Raw genomic sequence first — 15,296 nt, forward strand, 5'->3', positions numbered from 1 at the left:
CTACCCTGTCCCTTTCCTTGTCGAGTCAAATTTCAACAGAATAAACAACAATATGGTGAAGGACCATAATGAGGATCCTCCATAACTAATAAAAGGCAATGGGATGCCAATTACAGGGACGATTCCGATGGTCATTCCAATATTGATAAAGAAGTGAAAGAATAGGATAGAAGCTACCCCGTATGCATATATCCTGGCGAATGCGGTCCGTTGTCTTTCCGCAATATTCACCAGCCTTACCAGCAAGGCAACATAGATGGAAATCAATACTACAGAGCCTACAAAACCCCATTCTTCACCGACCGTACAGAAAATAAAATCGGTACTTTGTTCTGGCACAAAGTTATATTTGGTTTGGGTCCCCTGAAGATAACCTTTTCCAAAAAGCTGACCGGAACCAATGGCAATCATGGATTGGTTCAGGTTATAACCTTGACCTTTGGGATCATCCATTTTGCCCAAGATAATGTCGATACGGTTTCTTTGGTGCGGTTGTAAGATTTGCTCATAGGCGAAGTCCACGCACAGCACATATACACTGGAGACCACAAACAGGATTGCCATATTGATCAGGTTCTTTCGTTTTTTGCGCATCATAAAAGCAAAAAACCCACAGACCAAGGCCAATATACCGATCAGGATCCATTGATTGACCAATAATGCCAAGACGAAAAGGAATATCGCCAAGCCACCAATGATCAATAAGCCTGTACTTACATAGCCTTCCCTGTAGAAGACAAAGATCAAGGCAAAGAAAGCTAGGGCAGAACCCGTATCAGGTTGCAACATAACTAAAGCAACAGGAAACAATACAATACATGCACCTATGAACAAGGTCTTCATATTGGGGTTTTTGTTCGTCTGGTTGCTGAGGTAATAGGCCAACAATAGACAGGTTGCCAACTTTCCAAACTCAGAAGGTTGCAGCCTAAAACTACCTAAAGGTATCCATGCCTGGTTACCCCCCACATTTCGACCAACCACCAATACGGCCACCAAAAGCAGAATGACGATGATATAGATAATAGGGGCAGAGGAAATGAAAAACCGGGAGTCAATGATCAGGATACAGATACCAATGATCAGTGCCGTAAAGATATAAATGGATTGCTTGCCGTAGTTGGTTGCCAGATTGAATAAACCTGGATTCTCAGCATCATATACCGCTGCATGGATATTGAACCAACCGATCAAACATAAAGCCAACCACAATCCAATGGTCAACCAATCAATTCTACCGAAAAAACTTTTCTTATGTAGGTTATTCATGGTTTCTCCTCACTTGGCTATGGTGCACTAATACTGCAGATTCCGTTTTTTTCTTTGGGTCTACTGCTGCGGTACGTACCGTTTGTGTTTTATTGTTGTTCTTTGTGCTGTCCTTTTTGATATTTTCCTCTTTCTTCACTTTAGGCTTCGGCATTAAGTTTCCATTATAGATTCTGTCCTGAATATATTTAGGCAAAGAGATGGTATCCTTTAGGTATTTTTCAACCATCATACTCGCGATCGGAGCCGCCCATGTACCTCCATAACCAGCATTCTCTACGAAAACCGCAATAGCGATTTTAGGATTATCTCTTGGTGCAAAAGCAAAGAATACGGCGTGGTTTTCACCATGCGGGTTCTGAACGGTACCCGTTTTTCCGCACATCTCAATTCCAGCTATTCTTGACGCCGCGCCGGTACCACCTTGGTTCACTGCTTGGCTCATTCCCTCAATGACAGGCTCATAATGTCTGGCATCAACACCAGCAAAGATCTTCTCCGTAAATTCTTCCTTTACAATCTGTTTTTCACCTATTCCCTTAATGAGGTGCGGGCGGTAATAGAACCCTCTATTTGCCACGATAGCCATGATGTTGGCCATTTGCAATGGAGTGATCCCTAGTTCACCTTGACCGATAGATAAGGAGATATTAAAACTTGATCTCCAATTTCCACTGCCATATCTTTTGGTATAAAAGTCTGATGTAGGCACAAGACCTGGTTTTTCGCCAGGAAGGTCTATCCCCAATTTATGGCCGAGGCCAAATTTTCCCAATGCTTCCTTCCAGAGGTCATAGGCTTTCGGTCCGCTCATTCCTCTGCTGTCGATCATTTTGGCATAAACATACCCGTAATAGGTATTACAGGACATCTTGATGGATTTTACCAATCCGGTTGCACCATCAACGTGCGTACAGCGCATTATCGCGCGACCACCACCATAACGATAACCACCTGGACAATAAAATACAGTCTGATCATTGATCACACCAGCTTGCTGGGCTGTTAGAGCAGAAACCACTTTAAAAACAGATCCTGGAGGATAAGAAGCTTGAATGGGACGGATAAACATAGGTTTGGTTTCATCATTCAACAATTTCATGTAATTGTTTCCTAATTCACGCCCAACCATCATATTTGGATTGTAAGATGGACTACTTACAAAACTCAAGATCTCACCCGTGGAAGGCTCAATGGCAACGACAGAACCTAGTTTATTTTTCATCAGCTTTTCAGCCAAAATCTGAAGGTCTTTGTCCAAGGAAGAAACAAGTCCATCCCCTGTAACGGCAAGTGTATCATATTTACCATCCATAAAACTACCCTGAGGTCTGTTCAGGGCATCAACCATTTGGTTTTCCACCCCACGTTTACCCCTCAAAAGTTCTTCATAGGCTCTTTCTACTCCTGATGCTCCAATATAATCTCCAGGGCGATAAAAGCCATTCGATTTTTCAATATCTCTTTCGTTGACCTCCTGGATATAACCCAAAAATTGCGCAGCAATACTATCAGGATAACTACGGACGGTACGGTTCAATGGATAGAATCCCCGGAACTTATACAGGTGTTCCTGAAATTTGGCATAGACAGTCGATGAAACCTGCTTCATAAATTGTGATGCCCGATAGGGAGAGTGTGCTTTTGCCTTTCTCATCCGAACATTGAAATCAACCGTGTCGATCCCTAAAAGGTCACATAGCAACAGGGTGTCCAGATCCTTGACTTCCCTTGGGGTAACCATAATGTCATAAACCGGTTCATTCTGGACCAAGACTTTACCATTCCGGTCTAAAATAACACCACGTGCGGGATAGATGATCTTTTTCCGCATGACATTGTTGTTGGCTGAAAGAAGGTATTTGTCGTCGATGACCTGTATATAGAAGAGTCTTGCTACAATAACGAGTGCAATAGCAATGAAGATTCCTTGGATAACGAACTTACGGTTGAAATAACTATTGTTCATGAGAATAAGACCGTAATTATTAATTACTTAATAAGCGAGATTTTCTTTTGTAAATAAGTATACTAATCAATATGATTAACAAGATAGTAAAAATACTGCTTAGTAATATGCTCAGTAGTGTGCTTAAATAGTTTGAGAAACTAAAATATTCTACATGCAGAAGAACGAAATGGTGGATCAAGGTTCCGATAGAAATATAGGAAAGGAACCATTTGGCGCCCATATTGCCTAATGAAGGAGTTTCAAAGGAATCCTGAACATCAACGTCCAAGGTAATTCTATGGAAAAATATCCGGTACCAGGTCAGGGCTACGCAGGCAGCAGCATGTACACCTATCGAATCATAAAATGCATCTACGGTAAGTCCTGTTAAGAAGGCCAATACATACAATACAAAGTTTGGAGTACCGATGGGTAACAAAAAGATGATCAGGATATATGGAAAAGGAGTTGCTAGGTTATAATATCCAATATTCTTGAACAGTACAACTTGCATCGCGATCAATACAATAAATCGAATAATATTGAAAATTATCACCTTACCCATCATTATCCTCCGTTACGGCTTCCAATTCATTTTTTTCATTCTCCAGCAGATCCTTCACCACATACACATGGTTTAGATTGCTGAAATTTGTCCTCAATTTAATCTTGATGTCCAGGAAGGAGCCTCCTGAACTTATACCAGTTTCTTCCACCGATCCAATTTCAATACCTTTCGGAAACAGGGAAAACCCTGACGTATAGATCTTTTGTCCTTTTTGGACTTTAAGATGGTTTGGGATATCCTTGACAATGGCAAACTGCGGGTCGGTTGTATTTCCCCAGACCAAAGATCCAAAGACATTCGTGGTGTCCATGGTCACTGAAACTCGGGTATCAGGATGCAATAAAGATTGAATGGTACTAAAGTGTGCTGATACATTCAGGACAATACCGACAACACCATTGGAGGTGATGACACCTAAGCCTTTCTGAATGCCTGCCAATGAGCCTTTATTGATCGTAATGAAATTACTTTTCTGGTGTACACTGTTGTTAACGACCTCTGCCATTGTGAACTGGTACCTGTTCATATCGATAGAATCATTGATCTGTACAGAATCCAAGGTGTCGGTCAACAGATAGTGTTGGAGTTGCTTTCTAAGTTCAGAGTTTTCCTGCGCCAGGTTTTTATTGGTTTCTTCCAAAGCCAAATAGCTTTTCCAAGAATTCAACTTATCGTAAAATGATCCTACGACTACGTTTGAAGAATTGATAAAGGCTGAGCGTTGGTACCTGTTGTTTTGGACAACTAATAGGAGAGAAGCAACAAAAAAGAGAATAAACCAAAAAAAGGCATTATATCTAACCAAGAAAAGCCAAAGGTTCTTCATTATTGTTCTCTTTTAATAGTTACGCGATATAACATTATAGGAACGTTATATCGCGTAATCATAAATTTTTTTAATTATTTGTTATTGCATTAAGAACTTAAAACGTCCGATGTTTTTAAGTGCAATCCCAGTTCCTCTAACTACTGCACGAAGTGGGTCTTCCGCAACGTGAACAGGAAGTTTTGTTTTCGCTTGAATACGTTTGTCCAATCCACGAAGTAGGGCACCACCACCTGTCAGATAGATTCCTGTTTGATAGATATCTGCTGATAGTTCTGGAGGAGTGATCTCCAATGCTTTTAAGATAGCTTCCTCAATTTTAGAAATTGACTTGTCTAAACAGTGTGCGATTTCCGTATAAGATACAGTGATCTGTTTAGGGATACCAGTCATTAGGTCACGACCTTGAACTGCGAAATCCTCAGGTGGATCTGTTAATTCTGGTAATGCTGCGCCAACTTCAATCTTGATTTTCTCCGCAGTACGGTCTCCAATCATAATATTATGTTGACGACGAATATATTGAACAATGTCTGAATCGAAGTTATCTCCCGCAACACGGATAGATTGGTCACAAACAATTCCCGAAAGGGCAATCACGGCAATTTCAGTGGTACCACCACCGATATCAATGATCATGTTTCCTACAGGCTCTTCCACATCGATACCGATACCCACAGCAGCTGCCATAGGTTCATGGATCAAGTAAACCTCTTTCGCTCCAGCAATCTCTGCCGAATCACGAACAGCACGTTTCTCGACCTCTGTTATGCCCGAGGGAATACATACCACCATACGTAAGGATGGGAAAAACCAGCTCTTACCTTTGTTGATAAGCTTAACCATACCGCGGATTAAGTGCTCAGCAGCTGTAAAATCAGCTATCACACCATCACGCAATGGTCTTACCGTTTTTATATTGTCGTGAGTTTTACCCTCCATTTGCATTGCCTGACGACCGATTGCGATCACCTTATTTGTTGTGCGGTCAAATGCTACAATTGAGGGTTCATCTACTACTACTTTATCATTGTGAATGATTAGGGTGTTAGCTGTTCCCAAGTCTATTGCAACTTCTTGCGTAAACCAATTAAAAAGCCCCATTTAGATGTGTAAGTATTATTTGTAATTTAATTGCAAACCTAATGAAAAAAAATGGTTTTTTATGAAAGCATTACTTATAAAAAAACATCTTTTGTCGACGAAAATATTCAAATTTTTAAATATGATATTGTGAACGAAATTAGACTTATTTTATTGTATTGTAGTGCCAATATAATAATTATAAGTATCTACCTTAAAGTTCTCCTTCGTTAATCCATCCAACCTCATCACCTTAAATTTGTCCGTTGGGTCTATTCTCAATCTTTTTCCATCTTTATCAAAGATATGGACCGGCATCTGAAAATCTTTTACTTCTGATATCCAACGGATCATAAAGACACCTGGACTATTCTCGATAACCTCTAAAGTCGGGATGCTTTTCTTCTGTACAAACTGTTCAAAGGTTTTATCGAGGTTGATGCCAGACTCTTTGCTCATATAATTTACGATATCGCCATAATCAACCGTCTGATGGTAAAATTTCTTGTTTAATCCGCGAAGGATATTCCGCCATTTGTCGTCATCATCGATCATGGTCCGTATCATGTTGTGCAATACACCGCCCTTGTTGTACATATCCCCTGAACCCTCTTTATTTACGTTGTATGGTCCTTGGATTGGGCTGTCGTTTTGGATACCGCGTCGGTTTCCATGAACATAGGCTTGGCTGGCTTCTTTTCCATAAAAGAAATCAATGAATAAGGCTTCTGAATAATTGGTGAAACTTTCATGGATCCACATATCTGCAAGATCATTCGAAGTAATATTGTTTCCAAACCACTCATGTCCCGATTCATGGACCACGATAAAGTCCCATTTCAAGCCCCAACCGGTTCTAGATCCATCTCTACCTAAATATCCATTTTGATATTTATTACCATAAGCAACCGCACTCTGATGCTCCATGCCTAAATGGGCGGTTTCCACAAGCTTGTACCCATCCTCATAAAAAGGGTAAGGTCCAAACCAATGCTCAAATGCCTTTAAAGTCTCATTCGCATTCTTTTTTAAATGATCGATCTTGCCTGCATTTTCTTTTAAGACGTAGTAATCAACAGATAGTGGGCCTTTTTCTCCAGCATAGGTTTCTTTGAAATGCGTATAATCCCCAATATTAAGGGCCACATTATAATTGTTTATCGGGTTCTCCACCTTCCAATGATATTTGGTATATCCATTTTTCAGTTTTTCTGTCTTGACCAATCTACCATTGGACACATTCATGACCCCATTGGGAACTGCCACCGATATCAACATGCTCTTTACCTCATCCGATTGATGGTCTTTGTTTGGCCACCAAACGCTGGCGCCGAGGCCTTGACAAGCCGTAGCTACCCAAGGTTTTCCATTACTGTCTTTTTTCCAATCAAAACCGCCATCCCATGGAGCTCTAGTCGCCTGAATTGGATTTCCAGAATAATGAACCGTAAAAGAATCGACCTTTCCTTTTTCAATGTATTCTGGGAAATCTACAAAGACGGCATTGTATTCCCTTGTAAAGGGAAGACTCTTACCTTTGTATTCTACCTTGTCTACGGATAGGTTATCAAATAGGTCAAACTGTAATTTGTTGAAACTTTCAACAGCTTCAAACTTAAACAGGTTACTCCCTGAAATAAACTTATTGTCGATATCCACTTTAACGTCCAAATGGTAGTATTGGATATCATAGCAGGTGCGCAATGCAGTCAATTCTCCACGTAATGAATCGGCTTTGCTATATAATTCTTTGGCCTTCATCAATTGTGCTTCTGCTGAATAGCTAGCAGCACATAATAACATGCCGAGGAAAATTGATTTTGTTCTTATCATATCGGTCTAATAAAGGTTTTTAATTTTTCTTTCTGTTATTAAAGTAGGTTTCGATCTTCTCTAGGTCAAATGCATTTAAGCACATCTCTTTGGTCAAACCGCCTTTTCGGCCAACATAAACTCCATATTCCATATCCAAAAAGCCTTCTTTTCTATGGGCATCTGGATTGATGGATAGAAGTACACCCTGCTCTAACGCATATTGATGCCATCTCCAGTCTAGGTCCAGTCTCAATGGATTGGCGTTTATTTCAATAACGACCTTATTGGCAGCACAGGCATCGATTACCTTTTTGAAGTCCAATGGATATCCTGCCCTAGATAATAATAGTCGTCCTGTTGGGTGACCTAAAATTGTGGTATATGGATTTTCAATGGCCTTAACAATACGATCAGTTGCTTTGTCTTGGTCCATTTTTAAATTACTATGGATGGAGGCCACCACAAAATCAAACTTAGCCAAGACATCGTCTGGATAATCCAAAGATCCATCTGAAAGGATATCCGATTCTATTCCTTTAAAGATTTTGAAGGGAGCTAATTTTTTATTCAATTCATCAATTTCAATCCATTGCTGTTCCAGTCTTTCCAGACTCAAGCCATTGGCATAAACTGCTGTCTTGGAGTGGTCACAGATTCCCAAATATTCCAATCCTAATTCTTCCTTGCAATACAAGGCCATATCTTTCAAAGAATGGACACCATCACTATAGGTCGAGTGGTTGTGCAATGATCCTTGAAGGTCTGCGTAAGTGATCAGGTTGGGCAGTTTGTTTTCTTTTGCCAGTTCGGTCACATTTCCACTTTCCCTCAATTCAGGTTCTATATAGGCTAATCCTAAAGATTTATAGATCTCATTTTCCGATTCCAAATTCTGGATCTCGCCGATTTCTTCCAATTGTTTGATATGCTCTTCTGAACCAGTACTGATCAAAAGGTTCTTGGCAAATTGCTCTGCTTCACAGGACAATACTTCAAATGGAATTCCATTTTGGTCCTTGAAACTGATTCTTTGGTTTTCTTTATTGATGTCAAACTCATATTCTAAGCTTTTAATCGCTTGATGGATTGCCGCTGGTTCTGCAGCGATCAATATTTGCACATGTTGCAAAACTTCTGATTTCCTGCGGTAGTCACCAGTAAAACTGATGGGAGCCAGTGCTAAAGTTTTCTCAAAATGTTGTATGACTCCGAGCGCCGACGGCATAACCTTGGCAAATAAGAACCAACCTTGATTGGCGATCGAAAATTCAATAGCTTTTTTTATGTCCTCCTGAGTTTTCAGACCGAAACCTTTGGCTTCAATCAGCCTGTTTTCATTACATGCATAGTATAGCTCTCCGACCGATTCAATTTCCAGGTCATTCCAGATAACCTGGATTTTCTTAGGTCCCAAGCCTTTGATTTTAAGCATCTCTAAAATGCCCTCTGGAGTTTTTGCAAGGAGTTTGTCTAAGTCTGGAAAAGTACCCGTAGTAATGACTTGCATAATCTTTTCAGCAGTACTCTTACCGATATTAGGTTGTTCACTCAGGGTTTCAAGATCAGATTGGCTCGCAGCAAAAGGTAATTTATCGATCCGAAAAGATGCCGAGGCCATTGCTTTTGTCCTAAATGGATTCTCGTTGTACAATTCCATCAATTGCGAACACAATTTAAAAACCTTAGCTATCTCTTTATTTGTCATGATTTCCTTCTTTCTTTTATGGGGATATCAAAAATAGGAAATTGAATCGAACATCAGACCATATTCAGGTGACTTAAAAGCCATTTCAATAAAAAATCCTGAGCTGGGGAAGCTCAGGATTTTTACCAAACCAATTATTAACCTAAATTATGAAATTATATACTCTTTTACTCTTTTGCTTTTCTTTAATACTATAACGCAGTCGGATTTTATTTCGTACACAAAGAAGGGTTTGTTAACATTTTTTAACGAAAGGAAGGGGGTAGTTTTTTGAACTAGGATGGAAAGGATGAGAGGATGGACCAAGATCGGGGAATGAACCAGGATGAGAGGATAGGAGGATGGACCAAGGTCATGGTATGAACAAGGCTTCTTGGACTATATTTATCCGCAATTGCGTAGGGGCTTATTGCATAAGCCCGCATCTTGTTTTGAATAAATAAAATAAATAATAGGTTTGTATTGGCATAATTTCCTGCATCTTCGCTTTCCCTCTAGCTGTCGTCCTGACGAAGGAAGGATCTCGGAACTATTCTAACAGTATTTGCATTGACGTACAGGTCCTTTACCTTCGGTAAAGAATGACAGCCATTTTTTATAGAGTACCGTACAGATTCCTCACTGATCGTTCAGAATCAAAATGCGCTAAAGAGGGATTCAGAGTGAAACGAAGAATCTATTTTTTTTTATTTTATTTGGAGTTGTTTGTCATTCCGCTATCGTAAGATGAGGAAACCATTTTTTCTCCTGAGAAAGATATATTGAAAAATATTTCACACACGCTGTGGGTTGGCTATACAAAACATCTAAATTCTACAAAGCTGTCCCCCTAGGAGTTTCTTAACCCTAAATACATTCATTTTCTACAAAGATTTGCACCTTCTGGGGTTGTCATTAAGTTAATGAAAAAACAAAGCGGAACTACCCCAAGGAGCAAGAATACGAATTTGTGTAATTTTGATTCTGAACATTTCGTGAGGAATCTGTACGCTTCTTCTCCCTAAAAAAATGTCATTCTTAACCGAAGGTTAAGAAACTGTACGCCAATAAAACCCATGATATTTTTGGTCTCGATGGTTTGCTTTTTTTTCTACCTTCCTTCAGGCTGAACATCGAGCACCAAGACTGAGACACTCTCCATAATCCTAAAAACAATAAATATTTCCCATTCAATAACTAAATTTCTCAATAAACATTTTATTGTTTATTAATAATTAATATATTAGCTTATCGATTCTTTTCGATTAACTTGAATTATCAATCCTTTGATAGCCAAACCAATATTATGTTTAAAAGAACCAAAATAATCTATCCATTACTTTGCATGCTCCTGCTGTTGTTTTCCTGTAGGCGCGACGATGGAATAGCGATTCCATCAGAGGACAAGGAACTTAAACTGGTCCTTGCAAAACCAAGCAGTATCACGGCGATGAACGCTGTTACACCTGTCGAGGGACAGGAATTTGGGGTCTATGTCCTCCCGACCGGATCAAGGGACCTGAATAGTGCGCTGGTGAACAACCGGAAGTATATATATGAATCAGGAGAGCTGCTTCCAGCTGATGGAGGTGCGCCGATAATCTACCCCCGCGATGGCAGTGCTATTGATTTCTTCCTGTACAGTCCCTATCAGCAGGTTTCAAATGGCGAACTTATGATGGACTTTACCGATCAGCTCGATCAGGCCAAACTGGACCTTATCGATTTCAGAATGGTCAATGTCGACAAGAACAATCCTATTGGTCCAATAAGTTTACAGCATAGGAACAGTAAGCTAAAATTCACGCTATTGCCTGGCCAAGGCTTGAGCGCTGAGGATTTAGGAGACGTCGAAATAAGCCTTGTGGGATTCTCCAGTGGTTGGAGATATAAACTTTACTTAAATTCAATTTTTTTGTTAAACAGCTCCGATATTAGACTTGGGACTCAGCGGGAAGCTATCATGTATGAGTCGTTTAATGATGGTCAAGAGCAATTTCGGTTCAAGGTCGGGGAAAAGGTTTTGGAATATGACCTGCCTTTATCCGAATCTTTTGTTTCCGGTAAGCAATACGAATACCAGGTCACGATCAACCTAGGTTCGGTCGAGGTCAAAAGGGTCTCAGCGATGGATTGGCAGGTTGATGCCGGAGAAATCATAGCTCGGTCAACGGAACTGGAATTCGTCCATATCCCTGCCGGAACCTTTACCATGGGTTCGGGAGCTACCGAACCTGGAACAACAGCAAGTATTTACCCTGCACATCAAGTAACCCTGACCAGAGATTTCCTGATGAGCAAATATGAGATTACTCTTGCGCAATACCTTGAATTCCTCAAGGCTGTAAATGCCGACCTAAACGATGCGAACGTCCAGGATCCCAATATTCCAAGCGTTTTTTGGATTTATAACAATAACTTTTTTATAAAAAACAATGGTGAATGGAAGGTTGTCCCAGGGAATGAAAACAAACCTGTCTATCAAGTGACTTGGGCTGGAGCTAGGGCATATGCCCAGTGGGCAGGTGGAGATCTCCCAACCGAAGCGCAATGGGAATATGCTGCAAGGGCAGGCTCCAAAGCTGATTATTTCTTTCTGGAAGATCATGAAACCTTAACCGGCCATGAAAGTGAGCTTGCGGAATACGCATGGTATGATGAAAGTTCTGGCTTACAAGTAAAAGAAGTAGGCTTGTTAAAACCAAATCCATGGGGGCTGTACGATATCTATGGAAATGTAATAGAATATTGCTTAGACGAAATAAGGACCTATAGTATAAACGCTGCCGTTGATCCTGGTCAAGTTGCTGTGTCAAATCCTGCTATTAAAGGAGGTTCATTTTTAAGTCAAGACCATGTGGTGAACAGTAAATTCAGGGATTTATTTTACTTGGGTTATATTGGAAGTAACCTTGGCTTTCGAATAATAAAATATCCAAGTAATTGATAGGGTTAAAGGGTTTTGGGAAGCAATGGGATTAGGGGGGGTAGAACCAGGATGGATGGGATGGGGGTTCGACAAGCTCACCCACCGGATGGACCAAGATCGGGGAATGAACCATGATGCCCTTCGATGCTCAGGGTACGGGATGGGGGTTCGACAGGCTCACCCACCGGATGGACCAAGATCATGGTTTGAACAAGGCTTCTTGGACTATATTTGTCCGCAATTGCGTAGGGGCTTATTGCATAATCCCGCATCTTGTTTTGAATATATTAAGGTTTTTATTTACATACAGGTCCATTATCGAAGATAATGGATGACAGGGTCTGAATATAATTGGCGTACCGCTTCTTCTCCCTAAAAAAATGTCATTCTTAACCGAAGGTTAAGAAACTGTACGCCAATAAAACCCATGATATTTTTGGTCTCGATGGTTTGCTTTTTTTTCTACCTTCCTTCAGGCTGAACATCGAGCACCAAGACTGAGACACTCTCCATAATCCTAAAAACAATAAATATTTCCCATTCAATAACTAAATTTCTCAATAAACATTTTATTGTTTATTAATAATTAATATATTAGCTTATCGATTCTTTTCGATTAACTTGAATTATCAATCCTTTGATAGCCAAACCAATATTATGTTTAAAAGAACCAAAATAAACTATCCATTACTCTGCATGCTCCTGCTGTTGTTTTCCTGTAGGCGCGACGATGGAATAGCCATTCCATCCGAGGGCAAAGAACTTAAACTGGTCCTGGCAAAACCGAGCAGTATCACGGCGATGAACGCTGTTACACCCGTCGATGGGCAGGAATTTGGGCTCTACGTTCTCCCGACCGGATCAACGGACCTGACGGAAGCCCTAGAGAACAACCGAAAGTTCAGGTACGAATCAGGTGAGCTGCTTCCAGCTGATGGAGGTGAGCCGATAATCTACCCCAACGATGGCAGTGCTATTGATGTCATACTCTACAGTCCCTATCAGCTGGTTTCAGATAACGAACTCAAGCTGGATATCGGCGACCAGAGCGATCAGGCCAAACTGGATCTGGTCTATTCCAAGCTGATAAATTTAGACAGGAACAATCCCATTGCACCCATAAATTTTCTGCACAGGAACAGTAAGCTGAAATTCACGCTATTGCCTGGACAAGGGTTGAACTCAGGTAATCTTTCGGATGTCGAAATCAGCCTTGTAGATTTTCAAACCAGAGGGACGATAGATATACTGAACGGAAATCTTACCGGTCTGAGTACGTCTTCTACCATTATACTCGGGCTGGAGCGGGAAGCGATTATTTTGTCCCCGTTATTTAATACCCTGCAGCAATTTCGGTTCAAGGTCGGGGATAAGGTTTTGGAATATGACCTGCCTTTATCCGAATCTTTTGTTTCCGGTAAGCAATACGAATACCAGGTCACGATCAACCTAGGTTCGGTCGAGGTCAAAAGGGTCTCAGCGATGGATTGGCAGGTTGATGCCGGAGAAATCATAGCTCGGTCAACGGAACTGGAATTCGTCCATATCCCTGCCGGAACCTTTACCATGGGTTCGGGAGCTACCGAACCTGGAACAACAGCAAGTATTTACCCTGCACATCAAGTAACCCTGACCAGAGATTTCCTGATGAGCAAATATGAGATTACTCTTGCGCAATACCTTGAATTCCTCAAGGATGTAAATGCCGATCTAAACAGTGTGAACGTCCAAAACCCCAATAATCCAGGCGTTAGATGGATTCAAAATTATGATTTTTTCATTGAAAGCAATGGTCAATGGCAGGTTGTCCCAGGGAAAGAAAGCCTACCTGTCACTTATGTAACTTGGGCCGGAGCTCGGGCATATGCCCAGTGGGCAGGAGGAGATCTCCCTACCGAAGCGCAATGGGAATATGCTGCAAAGGCAGGTTCCAAAGCTGATTATTTCTTTCTGGAAGATCATGAAACCTTTGCTGGTCATGAAAGTGAACTTGCAGAATATGCCTGGTATGCTGGAAATTCCGGTAATAAATTAAAAGATGTGGGCTTGTTGAAACCAAATCCTTGGGGGCTGTACGATATCTATGGAAATGTAATAGAGTATTGCTTAGACGAAGCAAGGGTTTATAGTATAAACGCTGTTGTTGATCCAGCCCAAAATGCTACGTTAACTACAACTATCAGAGGAGGTTCATACCGAAATCAAAAGGAAAGGGTGAACAGTACATTCAGGGAATTATATTTCTTGAATTACCATGAATATTTCCTTGGCTTTCGAATCATAAAATATCCAAGTTATTAAGATAGCCTTAGGAATTCGGGAAGCAATAGGTTTAGGGGGATTGGTTTTTGAACCAGGATTGGGTTCGGCTCCGCTCACCCGACGAGGATGGGAGGATGGACCAAGATTTGGGTTTGAACCAGGATTGGGTTCGGCTCCGCTCACCCGACGAGGATAAGAGGAAGGACCAAGATCATGGTATGAAGCGACTTCGTTGACTATATTTGGCCACAATTGCGTAGGGGCAATTGCATACACGTGCGTCATATTTTGAATAAATAATAGGTTTTTATTTGTGTGCTTTTCTGCACATTTGGTTTCCGCCACGATGTCATTCTGACGAGGGAAGAATCTCGGGACTATACAAAAATCCAATTTTGAAATCATAAAGGATTGCATTGACGTACAGGTCCTGCACCGAAGGTGCAGAATGACAGGCAGTTTTGGGAGGAGAACCGTGCAGATTCCTCACTGATCGTTCAGAATAAAAATGTGCTAAAGAGGGATTCAGAGTGAAACGAAGAATCTATTTCTTGTTTTTTTTTAGGAGGATTGGGTCATTCCGAAATCGGAAGATGAGGAAACTATTTTTTAATGATTGTGGATTTTCCGAGACCCTTCTGGAAACCATCAGGGTGACACAAAAGATTTATTGAAAAACATTTCACCCACGCTGTGGGTTGGCCAAAGAACAAATCACCCTTCTACAAACATTTCACCCACGCTGTGGGTTGGCCAAAGAACAAATCACCCTTCTACAAAGATTTCACCCCCTCTGGGGGTTTCTCAAAACATATAAATATTCATCCATCCTTCCGAAGGAAGCCCTTTAGCCCCCCCCCGGCTCATTTCCAATGGCGGAAAAATGGAAAGAATGCCGTTGCCCTGTGC

The 15,296-nt window shown here is 41.0% G+C and carries 10 protein-coding genes; 2 read left to right on the top strand and 8 right to left on the bottom strand.

Going from position 1 to position 15,296, the window contains the following annotated elements; genetic code table 11:
- The 7 genes from rodA to RT138_RS14130 all read right to left on the bottom strand — a co-directional run bounded on the left by rodA (position 1) and on the right by RT138_RS14130 (position 9,217).
- Positions 1–1,269, bottom strand: a complete 1,269-nt coding sequence (rodA, locus tag RT138_RS14100; protein ID WP_185214003.1) for a rod shape-determining protein RodA — start codon at positions 1,267–1,269, stop codon at positions 1–3.
- A complete protein-coding gene (gene mrdA, locus RT138_RS14105; protein WP_313191207.1) occupies positions 1,262–3,238 on the bottom strand; it encodes a penicillin-binding protein 2 in 1,977 nt (658 codons plus the stop codon). The genes rodA and mrdA overlap by 8 nt, the downstream gene beginning before the upstream one ends.
- Positions 3,239–3,257: 19 nt before the next feature.
- Positions 3,258–3,788, bottom strand: a complete 531-nt coding sequence (gene mreD, locus RT138_RS14110) for a rod shape-determining protein MreD (RefSeq protein ID WP_237219514.1) — start codon at positions 3,786–3,788, stop codon at positions 3,258–3,260.
- Positions 3,778–4,614 (bottom strand): rod shape-determining protein MreC, encoded by an 837-nt coding sequence (gene mreC / locus RT138_RS14115; RefSeq protein ID WP_313191208.1) that lies wholly within the window; start codon positions 4,612–4,614, stop codon positions 3,778–3,780. The genes mreD and mreC overlap by 11 nt, the downstream gene beginning before the upstream one ends.
- Positions 4,615–4,695: 81 nt before the next feature.
- Positions 4,696–5,718, bottom strand: coding sequence for a rod shape-determining protein (locus RT138_RS14120; RefSeq protein WP_093098220.1), 1,023 nt, complete (start codon positions 5,716–5,718; stop codon positions 4,696–4,698).
- A 150-nt stretch (positions 5,719–5,868) separates the two neighbouring features.
- Positions 5,869–7,530, bottom strand: coding sequence for a M1 family metallopeptidase (locus tag RT138_RS14125; RefSeq protein WP_313191209.1), 1,662 nt, complete (start codon positions 7,528–7,530; stop codon positions 5,869–5,871).
- Positions 7,531–7,549: 19 nt separating this feature from the next.
- Entirely contained in the window at positions 7,550–9,217 is a 1,668-nt protein-coding gene (locus tag RT138_RS14130) for a helix-hairpin-helix domain-containing protein (protein ID WP_313191210.1), read from the bottom strand.
- Positions 9,218–10,502: 1,285 nt separating this feature from the next.
- Between RT138_RS14130 and RT138_RS14135 the strand changes: the two genes are divergently transcribed.
- Entirely contained in the window at positions 10,503–12,143 is a 1,641-nt protein-coding gene (locus RT138_RS14135) for an SUMF1/EgtB/PvdO family nonheme iron enzyme (protein WP_313191211.1), read from the top strand.
- A gap of 77 nt (positions 12,144–12,220) precedes the next feature.
- Here the strand turns inward: RT138_RS14135 and RT138_RS14140 are convergent, their stop codons facing one another.
- A complete protein-coding gene (locus tag RT138_RS14140; protein ID WP_313191212.1) occupies positions 12,221–12,397 on the bottom strand; it encodes a hypothetical protein in 177 nt (58 codons plus the stop codon).
- A gap of 385 nt (positions 12,398–12,782) precedes the next feature.
- Here RT138_RS14140 and RT138_RS14145 point away from each other — a divergent pair, with 385 nt between their 5' ends.
- On the top strand, positions 12,783–14,426 hold the full coding sequence (locus tag RT138_RS14145; RefSeq protein ID WP_313191213.1) for an SUMF1/EgtB/PvdO family nonheme iron enzyme: 1,644 nt from the start codon (positions 12,783–12,785) through the stop codon (positions 14,424–14,426).
- The last annotated feature ends 870 nt before the right edge of the window (positions 14,427–15,296 follow it).

The sequence above is a fragment of the Sphingobacterium sp. genome (assembly GCF_032065005.1).
Taxonomy (GTDB): Bacteria; Bacteroidota; Bacteroidia; order Sphingobacteriales; family Sphingobacteriaceae; genus Sphingobacterium.